Origin of the sequence: Halomonas sp. KO116 (assembly GCF_000734975.2) — a bacterium.
In the GTDB taxonomy this organism is placed as follows: Bacteria; Pseudomonadota; Gammaproteobacteria; order Pseudomonadales; family Halomonadaceae; genus Vreelandella; species Vreelandella glaciei.
In genome coordinates, this window is record NZ_CP011052.1 from 3,185,934 (window position 1) to 3,203,639 (window position 17,706).

15 protein-coding genes are annotated in these 17,706 nt (G+C 54.1%); 3 read left to right on the forward strand and 12 right to left on the reverse strand.

The features are described 5' to 3' along the window. Positions 1-92: 92 nt before the first annotated feature. Positions 93-1,112, forward strand: coding sequence for an IS30 family transposase (locus tag KO116_RS14685; protein WP_035565798.1), 1,020 nt, complete (start codon positions 93-95; stop codon positions 1,110-1,112). Positions 1,113-1,584: 472 nt separating this feature from the next. Here the strand turns inward: KO116_RS14685 and KO116_RS14690 are convergent, their stop codons facing one another. The 7 genes from KO116_RS14690 to KO116_RS14720 all read right to left on the reverse strand — a co-directional run bounded on the left by KO116_RS14690 (position 1,585) and on the right by KO116_RS14720 (position 8,583). Next, positions 1,585-2,586 (reverse strand): porin, encoded by a 1,002-nt coding sequence (locus KO116_RS14690; RefSeq protein WP_035555450.1) that lies wholly within the window; start codon positions 2,584-2,586, stop codon positions 1,585-1,587. Positions 2,587-2,845: 259 nt separating this feature from the next. Continuing rightward, entirely contained in the window at positions 2,846-3,919 is a 1,074-nt protein-coding gene (locus tag KO116_RS14695; protein ID WP_035555448.1) for a porin, read from the reverse strand. 262 nt (positions 3,920-4,181) lie between these two features. Continuing rightward, a complete protein-coding gene (locus tag KO116_RS14700) occupies positions 4,182-4,901 on the reverse strand; it encodes a ProQ/FINO family protein (protein WP_035555446.1) in 720 nt (239 codons plus the stop codon). Positions 4,902-4,921: 20 nt separating this feature from the next. Beyond that, positions 4,922-5,479 (reverse strand): dihydrofolate reductase, encoded by a 558-nt coding sequence (locus KO116_RS14705; RefSeq protein ID WP_035555444.1) that lies wholly within the window; start codon positions 5,477-5,479, stop codon positions 4,922-4,924. Next, complete coding sequence (locus tag KO116_RS14710; RefSeq protein ID WP_035555442.1) at positions 5,476-6,294, reverse strand: thymidylate synthase; 819 nt, start codon at positions 6,292-6,294, stop codon at positions 5,476-5,478. The genes KO116_RS14705 and KO116_RS14710 overlap by 4 nt, the downstream gene beginning before the upstream one ends. A gap of 117 nt (positions 6,295-6,411) precedes the next feature. Next, entirely contained in the window at positions 6,412-7,206 is a 795-nt protein-coding gene (gene lgt / locus KO116_RS14715; RefSeq protein ID WP_035555440.1) for a prolipoprotein diacylglyceryl transferase, read from the reverse strand. A 177-nt stretch (positions 7,207-7,383) separates the two neighbouring features. Further along, the gene (locus KO116_RS14720) at positions 7,384-8,583 is read right to left on the reverse strand and encodes a response regulator (protein WP_035555438.1); all 1,200 of its coding nucleotides are present in this window, start codon (positions 8,581-8,583) and stop codon (positions 7,384-7,386) included. Between the two features lie 207 nt (positions 8,584-8,790). Here KO116_RS14720 and KO116_RS14725 point away from each other — a divergent pair, with 207 nt between their 5' ends. After that, entirely contained in the window at positions 8,791-9,582 is a 792-nt protein-coding gene (locus KO116_RS14725; RefSeq protein WP_035555436.1) for an NRDE family protein, read from the forward strand. Positions 9,583-9,589: 7 nt separating this feature from the next. Here the strand turns inward: KO116_RS14725 and ptsP are convergent, their stop codons facing one another. After that, entirely contained in the window at positions 9,590-11,851 is a 2,262-nt protein-coding gene (ptsP, locus tag KO116_RS14730; protein WP_035555432.1) for a phosphoenolpyruvate--protein phosphotransferase, read from the reverse strand. Between the two features lie 88 nt (positions 11,852-11,939). Next, the gene (gene rppH / locus KO116_RS14735) at positions 11,940-12,431 is read right to left on the reverse strand and encodes an RNA pyrophosphohydrolase (RefSeq protein ID WP_008959681.1); all 492 of its coding nucleotides are present in this window, start codon (positions 12,429-12,431) and stop codon (positions 11,940-11,942) included. A gap of 217 nt (positions 12,432-12,648) precedes the next feature. Between rppH and KO116_RS14740 the strand changes: the two genes are divergently transcribed. Next, positions 12,649-13,305 carry an HAD family hydrolase gene (locus KO116_RS14740; RefSeq protein ID WP_035555429.1) on the forward strand — a complete coding sequence of 219 codons (657 nt, stop codon included), beginning with the start codon at positions 12,649-12,651 and terminating at the stop codon, positions 13,303-13,305. Between the two features lie 140 nt (positions 13,306-13,445). Here KO116_RS14740 and KO116_RS14745 read toward each other — a convergent pair whose 3' ends face one another. The 3 genes from KO116_RS14745 to hslO form a co-directional block, all read right to left on the reverse strand. Beyond that, a complete protein-coding gene (locus KO116_RS14745) occupies positions 13,446-14,690 on the reverse strand; it encodes an alpha-hydroxy acid oxidase (protein ID WP_045812146.1) in 1,245 nt (414 codons plus the stop codon). A 206-nt stretch (positions 14,691-14,896) separates the two neighbouring features. Beyond that, positions 14,897-16,450 (reverse strand): phosphoenolpyruvate carboxykinase, encoded by a 1,554-nt coding sequence (locus tag KO116_RS14750; RefSeq protein ID WP_035555426.1) that lies wholly within the window; start codon positions 16,448-16,450, stop codon positions 14,897-14,899. A 310-nt stretch (positions 16,451-16,760) separates the two neighbouring features. After that, positions 16,761-17,636: an Hsp33 family molecular chaperone HslO gene (gene hslO, locus KO116_RS14755; protein ID WP_008959677.1), complete on the reverse strand. Its 876-nt coding sequence runs from the start codon at positions 17,634-17,636 to the stop codon at positions 16,761-16,763. Between the last annotated feature and the right edge of the window lie 70 nt (positions 17,637-17,706).

Below are 17,706 nucleotides of genomic sequence, written 5' to 3' on the forward strand. Positions count from 1 at the left end.
ACACTTAGCAATAAAGTACCGATTATCCAATACCAAGAACGGCGGTCTCAATGAGCAAGTGCAACACGTGACCCATCAGGTACGGTGTTGCTATGACTTACTGCTATCGCCATCTCACTGCTGAAGACCGAGCCGCCATCATGATGATGCGAGCGACTCATTCAATCCGATCCATCGCCACTCATCTGGGCCGTGCACCGAGCACCGTGTCGCGAGAACTCGCTCGCCACACGGTCGACCCCATCAAGGGCTACGATGCCGGCTTGGCGGGCTACCGGGCTCGCCTGACGCGGCATCGGCCACGTCAGCGTCCCAAGCTGCATCCCGACGGCGAGCTCTTCGAGCTGGTGGTCTACCTGCTGCGCAAGTACTGGTCACCGGAACAGATAGCCCGCACACTGAAGCGCATGTCTCCTAACGAATCACGTCGACAGGTCTCGCATGAGGCCATCTACAACGCGCTCTATGTGATGCCCCGTGGCAGCCTCAAGAAAGAGCTCATCGCCTGCCTGCGGCAGGGCAACGGCAAGCGTCGGCCACGTAGCCGTGGCAAGGATCGACGCCAGCAGATTCCCGAGCTCGTTAGCATCCATATGCGGCCGCCTGAGATCGAAGACCGCCTGATGCCTGGCCATTGGGAGGGCGATCTCATCATCGGTGCCAACAATCGCTCCGCCGTCGGTACGCTGGTGGAGCGCACCACGCGCTTGGTGATCCTGGCGAAGATGGATGGCACCACGGCCACCGCGGCGGCCGTTGGCTTCAGCGACAAGCTCAATGAAGTGCCACGAGCCCTGCGTCTGTCCATGACCTACGACCAGGGCAGAGAGATGGTGAAGCATGCCGAGATCACGCAGAAAACCGGTACGGCAATCTACTTCGCTGACCCGCATAGCCCATGGCAGCGGGGCTCCAACGAGAACACCAACGGACTGTTGCGGCAATACTTGCCGAAGGGCACGGATCTGTCGGTCTACAGCCAGGAAGAGCTCGACGAGATCGCCGACTCACTGAACACGCGGCCGCGCAAGACACTGGACTGGCGCACGCCGCTGGAAGTTTACGCCGAGGTGCTCAAGAAATCGGTCGCTGGCCCGAGCACCCTTCAATAGCGTTGCGCTTGGAACTTGAGACCGCCAACCTAAAATAGCTATAGCTAAATCTCTCAAATCAATTTCATATGATTTTGCAACTTGAGCATCTGATTCCATTGCCATTTCCGTTTTTTCCCTATTCTATTCATTAATAGAAAATCACTATTGATCGTAATGTATAAATAACCATATCTTATTTTTGCCCACTTGGGCGGAGTATGACACCTTAATTGACAAAACAGTTGATTTTATATTTATCTGCTAGATAACACAATAATACGGAACTCACTTAGCGATAGAGAAATTTGCAATGCCAGCACTTAGTAAACAAAAATCATTACCATCTTTTTTTTGATATTGCGCTGCTTATGAATTTTCTTTTCCCTATATGAAATAAAAGACCTTCATTATTAAATGAAAGTCTTAAGAAAGTTAAATATTTAGCACTTGAGCAGCTTATCACCAAGCCATCTTAAAAATGATAGCGGGCTCAGGACAGCCAATACGTTCTATTAGCTGTACTTTCTTGTCGGACGCTGGGTGCGTCGCCGTCGGCTAGCTCTACGAACACATCGAACGCGCTGGAGACCTTGTAGTAGGCACCCGCTGCCCAGGCGCTGCTCTCCTCGCTCTCGTCACGGTCTACGTTGTAGTAGTCGGCGGTAAATGCCCATGGACCAGTGGTGTAGGTTCCGCCTAGGCCAAGTGTCTCGAATCCTCCACCATAGGTGGCACTATTATCTTGCGTTTCTGCCCCTAAACGCATGGTTAGCTGGTCACTCAATGCATAGGAACCGATCAGCCCATAGAGCATTTCACCATTCCCGCCGCCGCGTACTACGTTCTCAACCGTGCCAAACCCGACTTTGAAGGGACCTTGCTGATAATGAACACCGCCTTGTGCGGCAATCACCTCGCCCTCTTCACTCTGCTCAGCTGGGGTTGATCCACGCTCACTGTACTGTTTTAGCTGCACAAAGCTGGTAAATCCGTTTAGCTCTGGCGTGTAGTAGCCAATGGAATCCCCCCTGGATTGTAAACCAGTCGCGTTAAAGAGCAGCCCGCGATCTAGGTAAACGTCAAAGGGGGCTGATACAAACTGGTAATAAAGACTATCGAAGTTCCCAGCTTGAACGGTGCCGTACTGCTTGCTGGCCAGGCCAATGTAGCTTTGGCGGATCTCATTAAAACCCTGATCGGTATTGCGCTCATCACCTGTGAAACGCCACTCTAGACGCCCAAAAGCAGATAAATCTGATGTGACATCATGGCTCATGCGAAAGCCAAGCCGTGAATAGACATCGACAAATTCTGTACCGTCATCTACCTCGTTACCTGCGCTATCGAACTCGGGGCCACCACCAGCAATGCCCATGGCAATGCGCCCGTAAATATCAAACTTCGCTCCTTCTTGGTCGTAGAGTGTTGTGGCTTGCGCTACCGATGCAGACAGTGAGGCGCTAACAGTGGCTGCTAACAGCGTTTTTTTCATCGTTAATCCCTTACCTTTATTTTATAAACCTACCTATAGGATGCTATTGGCTTATGCATCTTATGCAATGTTATAAGATAACAATAAATAAAGGAAGGTGATTTCACTTACAAATGTTCCTAGGCTGTTAATTTATCGGTAAAACAACCATGACTATTTATCAATAGAAAAAACAGGCAAAAAAAACCGGCCTCTAAGAGGCCGGTTCTATTTGGTTCTGCTAGGCAGTTACCCTTTAAGCGTGGTGTTTAAACCAGGCTTAGAAGTGGTAACGAGCGCCTGTCAGGTAGTACATGTCATCGCCATCAGCAGTAACGTCGGAATCAAGACCGTCAACTTCGATGTTGATAGACTGCTGGTCAGCTTGCTGCAGCTCTAGGAAGACGTCAAAGTTGCTGGAAACTTTGTAGTAAGAACCCAGTGCCCAAGAGGTGCGGCTGTCGCCGTTGTCAGGATCTACGTCGTAGACGTCAGCAGCGAATGCCCAAGGGCCAGTGGTGAATGTGCCACCTAGACCAACTGTGTCGTAACCACCACCACGAGTGTTGTTGTCATCACGAGTTTCGTAACCAAGACGCGCAGAGAACTGGTCAGTAATGTCGTAAGAGCCAATCAGGCCGTACAGCATTTCACCATTACCGCCACCGTTACCGCTGCTGTTTTCATCAACGCGGGCTACATCTTCAACAAAACCCAGGCCAATAGTCACCGGGCCCTGTGCGTAACGAACACCACCTTGCGGTGCAATTACGTCACCCTCTGAAGATTGCTGAGCTTCTGTCAAGCCGCGCTCGCTGTAGTGTTTCAGCTGCAAGAATGCAGTGAAACCGCTCAGGTCAGGGGTGTAGTAACCGATGGAGTCGCCACGTGACTGCTTACGATGACCAGCGAATTCCAAACCACGATCAATTTGCCAGTAGAAAGGCAGGGAAACAAACTGGTTGTAGAAGCTGTCGAAGTTACCAGCTTGGAAAGTACCGAACTGATCGCTCTGTACACCCAAGTAGCTCTGACGAACTTCGTTGAAACCGCCGTCGGTGTTGTTCTCATCACCAGTAAAGCGCCACTCGAGACGACCGAAAGCAGTCAGGTCGCGAGAAACTTCATGGCTCATGCGCAGACCAAGACGTGAATAAACGTCTACGAATTCAGCGCCATTATCGATCTTCTCTTCGTCACTGTTGTACTCAGGGCCGCCACCAGCAACACCCATGGCGATACGGCCATAGACGTCAAGCTTGGTGCCGTCTTGGTCATAGACAGTTGCTGCTTGTGCTGCAGCAGAGGCACCCAGGGCGCCAACGATAGCAGTCGCTAAAAGTGTTTTTTTCATGATGTAAGTTCCTTAACTCGTATACTGTTTCGATCGTTGCTGCTCGACTCTTAATAAGTCGGCAGGTGGCTTTTGTGGGCCATGCTCTTTTCCATCCCCGGTTTTTCCCGGTGGTATGCGGCATGTCCTCAACTAAGCCTTGTTATAGTCCAATGCTCGCAGAACAAACTCTATACCGGGATTCCAGGGAACGCAATAGAAAAAAACAGTGTTTCTTTACTATTTGCATTTTTTTATGGAACCCCTGCTCTCCGGCCCGGTCTCAGCGGCCTTTGAATTTCTGCTGCAAGCCCAATAATTTGTCTTCCATGCTAAGCGTCTTGCGAGGTTCATGTTTTTCTAACTCATGCCCCACCACAGGCTGTTTTGGCGCCTCTTGGCGGGGCTTTTTCGCTACAGGAGATGCTTTTGAGTGAGGTGGCTTTGGCGCTCCATTATCGCGTTTTTCACCGCGTTTTTCTGATGCATGCTGTGCGGCTTCTTTATCAACCTTACCCGCAGGTAGACCATCTAAATCCACCCGTTCAGCGCCTATGCGCACTGCTTTTATATATCGCGGAAGGTTTACATAGTTGGCAAGCGCTCGGCGAATCAGCTTGTTCGGCCACTCTTCGCGCTCTGCCAGGTCCTGGTGAATGCCAACTTTGAGTGGCTTGGTATGGCCTTTGAAAAACGCTTTTGGGTAACGCTCATACCATTGATTAAGCAGTGCATGCGGCGAAGGTGTTTGCGCTGATTCAACCGTTTGCGTTGATTGCCCTATTTCGGCTGGAGCTGCTTTCTCAAGAGCTTCTTTGCTTTCGCCGTATTTTTCAGCTGTGGCCGTAGTTTCTGAGCTTGGCACGCTTTGGGCTTGGGCGTCTTTCAGCGCCAATTGCTGTTTTAGCCGCTGATTTTCTTCACGCAGGGCTTGTAGCTCAGCTTGTGTGCGTTCAAGACGCGTTTCTAAGTCATCCAACATATTCATTAAGCTGGCGGCCATAGCCTTCTCCTTTGACCTTTTCAGTCAGCGATACGCTCGTAGACCACAAAATCGTAGTTTGGCTGCCCTTCTGCTGGCTGCCCCGCTACGCGCTGTACTTCTTGCCACTCGCTGGGATCAAAGTCAGGAAACGTGGCGTCGCCTTCTACGTCTATATCCACTTCTGTTATGTAGAGCCGCTGGGCAAAGGGTAGCGCTTGGCGGTAGATTTCCCCGCCGCCCATCACCATGATCTCTTCTGCCGCTTCTATCGTGGCATGTTGGTCGGCCAGTTCCAGCGCTGAGGTCAAGTCATGGCACACGCGCACGCCTTCGTGGGAAAACTCCGCGTTGCGGGTTACCACTACATTAAGCCGGTTCGGCAGCGGCTTGCCAATGGAAGCGTAAGTTTTTCGCCCCATCACGAGCGGTTTTGCCTGGGTGATGCGTTTAAAGAACTTTAGATCTTCAGGTAGGTACCAAGGCAGCTTGCCGTCTACGCCGATGACGCGGTTTTTTGCCATGGCGACAATCATTGCCACAGGCACTAGAGAGTCGAAGCTATCCTTGTGCTTAACCATGTCGCTTTGCTGGCTCATACCGCCACCTCGGCTTTGATGTGGGGGTGCGGCTCGTAAGCCTCAATCTCAATATCTTCAAACCGGAACGCAAACAGGTCGTCTATTGCTGGGTTAAGCACTAGCTTTGGCGTGGCCTTTGGGTTGCGCGCGAGCTGTTCTTTGGCCTGTTCCAAGTGGTTACTGTACAAGTGCGCATCGCCTAAGGTGTGGATAAATTCACCCGGTTGCAGGCCGGTTACTTGCGCGACCATGGTTAGTAGCAAGGCGTAGCTGGCGATGTTAAACGGTACACCGAGGAAGATATCGGCGCTGCGCTGATAGAGCTGGCACGATAGCTTGCCGTTGGCCACGTAAAACTGGAACAGGCAGTGGCACGGCGGTAGCTGCATTTCATCGACCTGGGCTGGGTTCCAGGCCGAGACAATCAAACGCCGCGATTGGGGCGTGGTGCGAATTTGGCCAAGCACTTTGGAAATTTGGTCAACGCTGCCGCCTTTAGGGTCGGGCCAACTGCGCCACTGGTAGCCATACACGGGGCCTAGGTCGCCGTTTTCATCCGCCCACTCGTCCCAGATCCGCACGCCGTTCTCTTTTAAATAGGCGATGTTGGTGTCGCCTTTCAGGAACCACAGGAGTTCGTGAATGATAGAGCGCAGGTGGAGTTTTTTGGTGGTCAGTAGCGGAAAACCACGCGACAAATCAAAGCGCATTTGATGGCCAAACACGGAGCGCGTGCCTACGCCTGTACGGTCGTGGCGGTCAACACCATGCTCCAAAACGGTTTGCATCAGGTCTAAATAGGGTTGCTCAAGCGCGGGCGTTGTAGCAGTCACAGAATTTCCAAATTAACAGGCGATGTAGCGGTTTATTCTAGGCGCCCATAGCGGCTCGGTCTAGCGGTGCCGGCTGGTTAGCGTTATTCGACCAACCCCGGCACCGCTGCGCGCTGCTTAATTTGCGACTTTTACATCTACTGGCTGGGAACGTGACCAGGCGATGATGACTAGGCCCAGCGCAATCATCGGTAGTGAGAGCAGCATGCCCATGGTGACCCAGCCGAAGGCGATAAAGCCGATATGGGCGTCGGGCATGCGGACAAACTCGACCATGAATCGGAATACGCCGTAGCAGACTAAGAATAGCCCGGATAAAAAGCCACGGGATGTTGGCTTAGCCGAGACCCACCACAGAATAGCAAACAGTACGACGCCTTCTAACAGGGCTTCATAAAGTGCTGATGGATGACGCGCTTCAGGCCCCATACCGGGAAATGGCATGCCCCAGGGTAGCGAAGTCACGCGACCTGGTAGCTCATGATTAATAAAGTTACCGATACGCCCGGCACCTAAGCCAATTGGCACTAACGGGGCGATGAAATCGGTAAGGGTTAAAAATGCCAGCTGTTTACGACGGGCGAATATCCAGGCAGCGAGCAATACGCCGAGCAGGCCACCGTGGAAGCTCATGCCGCCATCCCATACGCGGAAGATCCAGAGCGGGTCTGCTGTCCATTGCCCTAGCCCATAAAACAGCGCGTACCCTAAACGCCCACCGGCCACGACACCGATCGCGCAATAGAAGAGTAAATCGCCGATATCGTCATTATTGAGGCCGATACGCGATGCGCGCCGACAGCCGAGCCACCAGGCCGCTACAAAACCCACAACGTACATCAGGCCATACCAATGGACTTGCAGTGGCCCTAAGGAGATTGCCACTGGGTCAATCGTTGGGTAATTAATCATTTAAACTCTCTAATCTGACCAAAGGAATTAATGAGGCCTTCTCGCGGAGGTAGGCATTTAGCAACCGTACATCGTCACCACAGGCCACCGCCACGAGGCGTGCGCCAATGTCACGGGGGCAATGATAAGTCGGCATACTCAGAAAGCCACCTTTATCGTCATTTAGGCGGCGGCGCTTTAATCCTGCGCACCTGGAAACCAGCGGACAATCATATTAAGAAGAGTTTCAGGTTGATAGGGCTTGGCGAGCAGGTCATCCATACCGGCAGCTAAACAGGCATCGCGCCCGGCATTGTCGATATTGGCCGTTAACGCGACCAGCACGCTTGGACTGCCGCCACTTTTGCGCTCGTACTCGCGCCAGCGCCGGGTAGTTTCACGCCCGTCCAGAGTGGGCATAAAGATATCCATAAACACCAGATCAAAGCGGGTGTTTTTTTGGCGCTCCAACGCTTGCTCGCCGCTGCTGACGCCTTCCACCTTTAGGCCTTGGGATTCCAGCATTTGCCGCGCCAACATCAAATTGACCGGACCATCGTCGACGACTAATACACGTAAATTGCGCTGGTCCCCTGTGTGCTCGCCGCCCCCCACCTCTGTTGCACTGCTTACAGCAGCTTGTCCAGCATCCTGCTCAGCACCTTGCTGAACGAGGTTCACCAATAGCGCACGGATATCCGAGACGTGCTCGTACACTTCCATGACATTTTGTCGAAAGCTATCGGTAATCTCTTTTTCAGCCATCGCACTTAAATGATCTAACAAGTTATCCGTTTCACGCTGCAGCAACGTTAAATAGCCTGATTTCAAACGCGACTCTTCCCGCGCTCTTTCGCGCCCTGCCATTAACAGTTTGAGCTGACGCTGCTGATGCTGAAGGTCGTCCAACAGGGTTTGCTCATGCTCCTGCTGGGTATTCTTAGTCGCGGCAGTGGCTACTTGCGAGCAGTGCATGCAGCGCTCAAGACCGGCTAGCACTTCATTAACGTTGGCCAAACGCTGAAGAGGTAGATGGGATTCGTCGGCAGCATCCGGAGGAGAACATTTATGTTCGGGTAACGAACGTGCAGCGGTGGCGCACAGGGCCTGACTATGCCGTTCAAGTTCGGTGAGCTCTTGCATAAAACGGCTATCTTTGCGCCGAGCGCGGGCTTTCACCAGCATAAGAAAGGCGCCAACGTTTAAACTACTGCCGACAAGCAGGGCCGCCATTAACCACAGCATGGTGCTCCAGGAAGCGTAACTGGGCGACATTCCCCACACCATTGCGCCAACCACCAGACAGAGCACAACTAGTGCTGCTTGTACAAGCAATAGAGGCCACAGCAGAGGCCAAACAATGGCGTTCCAAAAGTGCTCCCTTTGATAGTGCTGCATGATCTCGCCTTCCTATTAGCCGCATGGCCGCTGATAACGTGACCGCTTTAACCTTTGCGCGAACTGCCGACACTCATAAATCACCCCTTTCTGTGTGATGATTTATGCTACAAATATGATACCGATGTAAGTGTACGTCTACACTTCGTTACTGTCATGCGGCTGTTGCGTTGAACGCTCTCCACCCTTTTTGTCTACGAGTTTGTTATGTGCTTGATATCGTTTGCTTGGCAACCCGGCACACCCACGCCTTTGCGGCTGATGGGTAACCGTGATGAGTTTTATGCTCGCCCCACCGCGCCCATGGGTGAGTGGCAAGATAGCCCTTACGTTGTCGGTGGGCGTGATTTAGAGGCCGGTGGCTCATGGATGGCGGCCAGGCGTGGCGGTGTCTTGGCGGCCTTAACCAATGTGCGTGACCTGCAACTAAGTGTGCCACCCGGTGCACCTAGCCGAGGCGAATTGGTCGCTGGTGCCTTGCAGTGTGGCAATATTGAAGCATGGTTAAGGGAGCTTAGCCAGGGAGAGGCGTTGCGCTATGCTGGCTTTAATTTATTAGTCGCGACCCCACAGCGGCTTTGGCACCTGCACCGGGGCCGCGATCGCTTGGCTCTCAGCGAAGTGCCCCCCGGCGTGCATGGTTTATCCAACGCCGATCTTAACTCCCCCTGGCCAAAGCTTTTAGATGTGCGTAGGGCGCTTGAGGACGCTATTTTGCAGCCAGGATGCTGGCCAACCGCGGTTCAGCGCGCAATGCAGAACCCGCAAGAAGCGGCTGTCGAGGCATTACCGGATACCGGCGTTGGCCTTGAGCTGGAGCGCCAGCTTTCGGCGGCGTTTATAGTTGGCGAGCACTACGGCACCCGCGCCACTTCGTGGCTAACCCTGGATAGCCACGGGCACATCAAGATTACCGAACAGCGCTTTGGGCCGCGGGGACGCTTTGAGGGTGAAACCACCCTGGCGCTGGCCAACGATTCGCTAGCATCAACGCTCTAGGGTTTGCCTAGTCACGGGGTGGCATCAGGTGCGACAACTGCCACTCATCCATACGCCCTTCTAAATGGGTATGCACCTGGGCAGGTGTATCCAGCTCCATCACTTCTTTGAGCAACTTCTCGGCATCGCTAAGCGGAACCCGGCGAATGGCCGCGCGCACTTTGGGCAGGCTAGGCGCATTCATGGAGAGACTGGTAAAGCCCATGGCCATGAGCAGCAACGCCCCAGCTGGGTCGCCGGCCAATTCACCGCATAGCGAAATAGGCTTTTTCAACCGCGTGGCATCGTTGGCCAGTTCAAGCAGCGCCCCCAGCAGCGCCGGGTGAAGCGCGTCGTAAAGGCTTGATACGCGTGGGTTATTGCGATCCACCGCCAGCAGGTACTGAGTGAGATCGTTGCTGCCCACTGAGAAGAAATCGACGCGTTTCGCTAGCGCATCCATTTGGTAGATAGTGGCGGGCACCTCGATCATCACGCCCACTTGGGGCCTAACGACAGTAATGCCCTCTTCACCCAATTCCAGAATGGCGCGATCCAGCAGGCGCAGCGCTTCGTCAACCTCTTCGACGTTGGTGATCATCGGGAACAGTACGTAGAGGTTTTCCAGATCGATCGAGGCTTTGAGCATGGCGCGCAGTTGCACCATCAGCACTTCCGGGTGATCCAGCGTGACGCGCATACCGCGCCAGCCTAGAAACGGATTGGCCTCTTCAATCGGGAAGTAGGGCAGGTCTTTATCACCGCCAATATCCAGGGTACGCATCACCACCGGCAGCGGCGCAAAGCCTTCAAGCTGGTCTCGATAGAGTTTGGTTTGCTCTTTTTCGCCGGGGAAGCGTTCGGTAATCATAAACGGCACTTCGGTTCGGTAGAGCCCCACCCCACCGATACGGCTTTTTAGCAACGCAGTGGCATCTACCGCCAAACCGGTATTGACCATTAGTGGCATGGCGTGGCCGTCGGGTGTGGCGCTGGGCAGATCCTGTTCGTGCTCAAGCAGTTCGCTGAGCGCCTCTTCTTCGGCGATCAGACTGGCATAACGCGCAGTAAGTTCAGGCGCTGGGCGCACAAACAGTCGGCCACGGTGGCCATCCAACACCACCGGTGCACCACCTAGGCGTGGCAGCGGTAAATCCACCATGCCCAGCACGGTAGGAATACCCATGGCGCGGGCGACAATCGCCACGTGGGACGTGCTGGAGCCGCGCACCGAGACGAGCCCTTTGAGCTTGTCGCGGGGGACTTCACCCAGCATGGCCACGCTAATTTCATCGCCGACCAGGATGGCGTTATCGGGGTAGGTTTCCGGCGTGGATGGTGTGTCTTCCTGCAGATGGGCGAGCACACGGCGGCCTAGATCACGAATATCCGCCGCTCGCTCACGCAGGTAGTTATCGTCAACCCGCTCTAAATACTGTACGTGGCGTCGCACTACATCGGCGAGTGCGCCTGGGGCCCACTGCCCTTCACGAATACGCTTTTCGACTTCATCGGCCAATGCCGCTTCACCAAGCATCTGCTGATACACATCAAACAGCGCCAGCTCCTGGGCGGAGATACGGCTGGCCAAACGTTCGGCCGCTGCACGAATTTCGCTACGGGTTTTGCCAATCGCTTCTTTTAAGCGTGCAACTTCATAATCCAGGTCGCTGGGTACCAAATCAGGCACGCTGTTTAAGTCAGCAGGCGGGGTAATCACTACCGCTTCACCCATGGCCATGCCTGGCGAGGCGGCAACGCCTTTAAACATTGCCTGCCCCCCCGCAAGCGCCGGACGCATTAGGTTGCCGGTCGCCAACGCATGGGCCAATACACCTGCCAACTGAGCGGCCATGGTCACCAAAAAGGCTTCGTCTTCATCGTCGTAGCGGCGTTTTTCGGCTTGCTGAACCACCAGCACGCCCAGCATATGGCGCTGATGAATAATCGGCACCCCCAAAAAGCTGGAGTAGCGCTCTTCACCGGTGGCTTCAAAATAGCGGAATTGCGGGTGGGTCTGGGCGTCTTCGAGGTTAAGCGGCTCACTGCGCTTGGCTACTAAGCCTACTAGGCCTTCACCTAATGGCAGTACAACGCGCCCAACGGCCTGAGTGCGCAGACCAATGGTCTCCATTAATACCAGCGACTCAAGCTCTTTGTCGTAAAGGTAGAAAGAGCACACGTCGGTCTGCATTGCTTTACGAATTCGACGTACCATTGTGGACAGCGCGGCATCGAGGTTGCGCGCGCCGTTCACTTCCTGAATCACCCGGCGCAACACCTCAAGCATGGACGTTTTACTTTTCACTGTTATTTGCCTCGCTGAGGAATTTCTTGGCAAGCTGCCGCTGCCCTACCTTGGGCAACGGCTTTTCACCCTAATCGTCATCCTGTGCCAGGCGCTGAGCGCGGGGAGACAATTCTCGCAACGCGCGCCGATACACCTCTCTTTTAAAAGGTACTACCTGCCCTAGCGGGTACCAGTAGCTCACCCACCGCCACCCATCAAATTCAGGTGTTGGGGTTGCCGTCATACAGATTTGGCTTTCCTGGCAACGGATTTTAAGTAAAAACCACTTTTGCTTCTGGCCTATGCAGACCGGACGCGAATGTGTGCGAATCATGCGTCGTGGCAGACGGTAGCGTAGCCAGCCCCGGGTGCAGGCAACAATATCAACATCACCGGCGGTTAAGCCGATCTCTTCGTAAAGCTCACGAAAAAGTGCTTGTTGTGGCGTCTCGCTTGCATTGATGCCCCCCTGGGGAAATTGCCACGCATTTTGTCCTACCCGACGCGCCCAAAGCAGCTGCCCCTGGCTGTTGGCAATGATAATGCCAACATTGGGGCGAAAGCCGTCAGCGTCGATCACGGACATCACCTTCATAAATTTTCAGTTGTCCCCATTTTTCCACAAGGGAGACAAGCGTATCAATACAATATAACGCTAAGTGATGAATGGTTGCGGCGCGTTGGTGGGAATGAGGTGGCGACTCTGCGATAATCCGCCTCCGCTATTTGCCTAATTAGCGCCTATTTCACCACTACTATTCGCCTACTATTATCACTGACTAAAAAAGGGGAGCGCCGTGAGTCTGGCCATATTCGATTTGGATAATACGCTGCTATCCATCGACAGCGATCATGCCTGGGGCGAGTTTTTACTCGAACAAGGGGCTGTCGACCCGGTCGCTTACCGGGAAGCCAATGAGCGTTTTATGGCCGATTACAACGCGGGCACTCTGGATATGGCCGCCTTTTTAGAGATGGCGCTTAAGCCGCTAGCCGATAACCCCCCTGAGCAGCTTGCTGCCTGGCATCAGCAGTTTATGGTCAGCAAAATCGAGCCCAGCATTCTACCCAAAGCGGAAGAGCTGCTGGCCCGTCACCGCACTAAAGGCGACACGCTGCTGATTATTACCGCCACTAACCGCTTTATTACCGCGCCGATTGCGGAGCGCTTGGGTGTCGATCACTTGATCGCGGTGAATCCGGAAGTGAAACAGGGCCGTTACACCGGCCGTGTTTCCGGCACGCTGAGCTACCGCGAAGGCAAAGTCACCCGCCTAGAGCAGTGGCTTCAAGAGCAAGACTTAAGCCTGGAAGGCGCTTGGTTCTACAGCGACTCACACAATGATTTACCGCTATTAGAAATAGTCGAGCACCCTGTCGCCGTTGACCCTGACGACACCCTACGCAACGTCGCCGAAGAGCGCCAGTGGCGAATTATGAGCTTGAGGGATTAGATTGGTGAAGGCGCTAGGCCTCAGTACGGTAACCATGAACGGCATGGCCTGGTGAAATTACTTCCTCTATCGATTCTGGCGTTCCATTGAAGAAATGCTTGTCTACCTGCAAAAGACCATAGCAAGACTCGCTCATTTCATTATTTTATGGGTGCAGTGTCAGTCGTTTTTGCAGCCACCACCGGCTGTTGCGATTGGTTCTCTATGGGCTGATATAGACAGGAGTGATTCAATTGGAAAAGACTGGTCAGGCCCAGCAGCGCCATATTGCGCTCAATCTCGCGCTGCAAGAGATCGGCGACATGCTCCACACCGGCTTGGCCTGCACAGGCGGCCGCGTAATTAAATGGGCGTCCGATGAAGACGAAGTCGGCCCCCAGCGCCAAGGCCTTGATGACATCGGTGCCACGCCGGAAGCCACTGTCGATCATGATGGGGATATCGCTGATACGGCGTTTGACCTCGGGTAGCACCTCAAGTGGAGAGATCGTGCAGTCCAGCTGTCGAGCGCCGTGATTGGACAGGATGATGCCGTCCACGCCTGCCTGACGGGCACGCACCGCATCCTCGGGGTTCAGCACACCTTTGACGATCAATGTGTCAGGCCATAAGCGCCGCACAAGATCGAGATAATCCCAGTCAAAATGGCGACGCCCCGAGAAGTCCCGCGCGGCTTGGCGGGAGATGACGGGGGCTCCCCGCTCGGCATGGTTGTTCTCGAAGTGCGGCATGCCATGTTTTAAGAGCGTGCGCAGGAAGGTATTACACAGCCAGCCGGGTCGCATCAAACCATCGACTGCCAAGCGAAGGGTTGGCTCAAGCGGGGATGAAAACCCCGAACGGCGGAAATTGTCGGGATTGGGCGGCACCGGATAATCAAGCGTTACCACCAGTTTTTTGAAGCCTGCTCGTTTGATCCGCTCGAGCAGGGCTTCGATACCTTCCGGTGTGCCGGGCAGGTACGCCTGGAACCAGTCGGCGCCCTCAACCTTTGCCACCTCTTCCATCGGCACTAGAGACGACCCACTCATTATCATCGGCAGATTACGTTTCGCCGCTGCGCGTGCCAGCACTAGGTCGCCTTGATAAGCCGACAGGGCGCTGATGCCCATGGGGGCGATACCGAAAGGCACGGCATAACGCTTGCCATACAGCTCCGTTTGCAGATCAATCTGCGAGACGTTGACAAATGCCTTGGGCAAAAAGCGGTAATCATCAAAAGCGGTGAGATTAGCGCGCTGGGTTCGTCCATCCTCTGCGACATGGTCGATATAACCAAAAATAGGCCTTGGCAACTTCCGACGTGCTAAACGCTCTACATCGTGCAAATTACGGATGCTGGCGAGTTTGTTTCGAGTCCAGCGTTGTTGGAGCCAACCTTTCACGCAATACTCCTAATGATTATTTTATTTTAAGCTATTTGGACAGTTAACCCGTGTTTACCAACCCACTAGGTTATTAATAAATCACTAGGTTACTAAATCACTCTCAAATACGTTAGCTCAAGCAGCCAATAAAAATGGGACAGTGCCTTGGCACTGTCCCATGTTGACTACTTAGTCACATTCTAACTACTTAGCTCAGCAGCGTCTTAGGTCAACTGAGGCCCAGCCTGAATGATCGCTTCGTTAACGCCTTTAAACTTCTTGAAGTTATCGACGAATTTTGTCGCCAGCTCTTTGAGGTGGCGGTCGTAGGCATCGCGATCCTGCCACGTTTCACGCGGGTCGAGCAGGCTGGAATCGACGCCCGGCACAGCGACCGGCACTTGCAGGTTAAGCCCATCGATATGTTTAGTGTCAATGTCGCGCAGCACACCAGACTGAATAGCACTGATGATGGCGCGGGTGGTCGGGATAGAGAAGCGCGAGCCGCCTTCACCGTAAGCACCGCCGGTCCAGCCGGTATTGACCAAGTAAACCTGAGCATCCTGCTTATCGACACGCTTGATCAGCAGGTCAGCGTATTCGCGTGCAGGGCGCGGGAAGAACGGTGCACCAAAGCAGGTGGAGAATGTGGCAGCTAGACCTTCAGCAGAGCCCATTTCAGTGGAGCCCACTTTAGCGGTGTATCCTGACAGGAAGTGATAGGCCGCGGCTTCTTTGGAAAGAATCGACACGGGCGGCAGTACGCCAGACATATCGCAAGTCAGGAACACAATGGCATTCGGCTCGCCCGCCAGGTTTTCCGCTACGCGCTTTTCAACGTGCTCCAGCGGGTACGCGGCGCGGGAGTTCTGGGTCAGACTATCGTCGGCGTAGTCGGGCTCGCGACGATCATCCAACACCACGTTTTCCAGCACGGTGCCGAACTTAATAGCGTTCCAGATGACCGGCTCGTTCTTCTCGGAAAGATCGATACACTTGGCGTAGCAGCCGCCTTCCATGTTGAAGACGATACCGTCGCCCCAAGCGTGCTCGTCATCACCAATCAGGAAGCGCGCCTGGTCAGCGGAAAGCGTGGTTTTACCGGTGCCCGAGAGACCGAAGAAGAGACAGGTTTCGCCATCTTCACCCACGTTCGCGGAGCAGTGCATGGGCAGTACGTCGGCGGCGGGTAGCAGGAAGTTCTGCACGGAGAACATGGCTTTTTTCATTTCACCGGCATAGCGCATGCCCGCAATAAGCACTTTTTTCTCGGCAAAGTTGATGATCACGCAACCATCAGAGTTAGTGCCATCGCGAGCAGGGTCACACTCAAAGCCTGCGGCGTTGAGAATTGTCCATTCCCCTTTAACAGCCTGGTTATAAGCCAGGGGGCGCACAAACATGGTACGGCCAAACAGGTTTTGCCAAGCGGTTTCGGTGGTGACGCGCACTGGTAGGTAGTGAGCGGAATCACTGCCCACATGCAACTCAGAAACAAAATGGTCTTGGCTGACCAGATAGTCATTGACCCGATCCCATAGGGCGTTGAACTTGTCTGCGTCGAAAGGCTGGTTAACGTTGCCCCAATCGATTTGGCTGCTGGTGGAGGACTCGTCAACGATATAACGGTCTTTCGGTGAACGCCCGGTACGCAAGCCGGTATTTACTACCAGAGCACCGTGGGCCGAGAGGCGGCCTTCGCCACGTGCCACGGCGCGCTCGATGAGTTCGGCGCTGCTGAGATTGACGTGGGCTTGGGGAGCTTGAGTCGTGGTCATGTCGATTCCTGGGCCTTGAGGCCGTTATATCTCGTTACCGGGCGTCACCGACGCCTTAAATGTCATCCCAGTCCTGCTAAATCGGCTGGGCACGCTGAAGTCCGGCGCATTATGGCAAAAAGAAAGCCCCCAGGAAACGGGGACTAAGACCAAATATCTTGTAGTTAAACTACTACAAAGACACTACATTTTGTGCTGCAGCGCAGTAAAAATTAAAACAGTCGTTTGCAATAATGGCCAAATTCATTGGTTCTACTGGCTCGCTTAGCGACACTTAAAAACGCCCGACTGTACAGCTGCGACTACATACCTAGTGAATTGTGGGCGATGGGGCTTCGGGGTCGTCTAACAAAGTTTCAATATCCGCCGCCGTGTAGTGATATTTCGTATGGCAAAAGTGGCATTGGGTGTCGATAGCGCCCTGTTCGTGAAGAATATCTCGCAGTTCTTCCTTGCCTAGCGTGTGCAGTGCATGGCTCATTCGTTCGCGGGAGCAGGTGCAGCCAAAGCGCAGGGCTTTGGGTTCAAAAACGCGCACGGTTTCTTCATGGTAAAGGCGGTGCAGCACTTCGCGCTGCTCAAGCCCGAGCAGTTCTTCTGTTTTAATCGTATCGGCTAACTGCACGCTGCGGTCCCAGGCATCAACATCCTGGTTTTGTGACTCTGCGGGGAGGCGTTGGAGCAACAACCCACCTGCGCGCTTCTCATCCGCCGCTAACCATAGGCGGGTTGGCAGCTGCTCGGATTGCGTAAAGTAGGCTTCCAGGCAGCCCCCTAGCGTCTCCTGATCCAGCGCGACAATGCCTTGATAGCGATGGCCTTCACGGGGGTCGAGGGTGATGACGATTTGGCCCTCACCGACCAGTTCACGGAAAGAGGCATGCTCGCTAGGCAGGTCGGCGTCTTCCGCGATACGGGCAATCGCCCGCAATTCACCACCGGGGTTGGATTCAGCCATTAGTAATGACAGAACGCCGCGGCCGCGCACTTCGATGCTTAGCGTGCCATCCAGCTTAACGGTATCGGTGAGCAGCGCCACGGCAGCTAACAGCTCGCCCAGTAGCTCATTGACCGCGGGTGGGTAGGCGTGGCGATCCAACACTTCGTGATAGGCGGCCGCTAGGGTGACGATCTCGCCGCGGACATTGGTGTGATCGAACATAAAACGTTGAATTTGATCGGACATAATTTGGCAACCTACTATAAAGGACGGCGGGTGTTTAGCTGCGACTCATCTTTAACTGGGCTATTGGTGC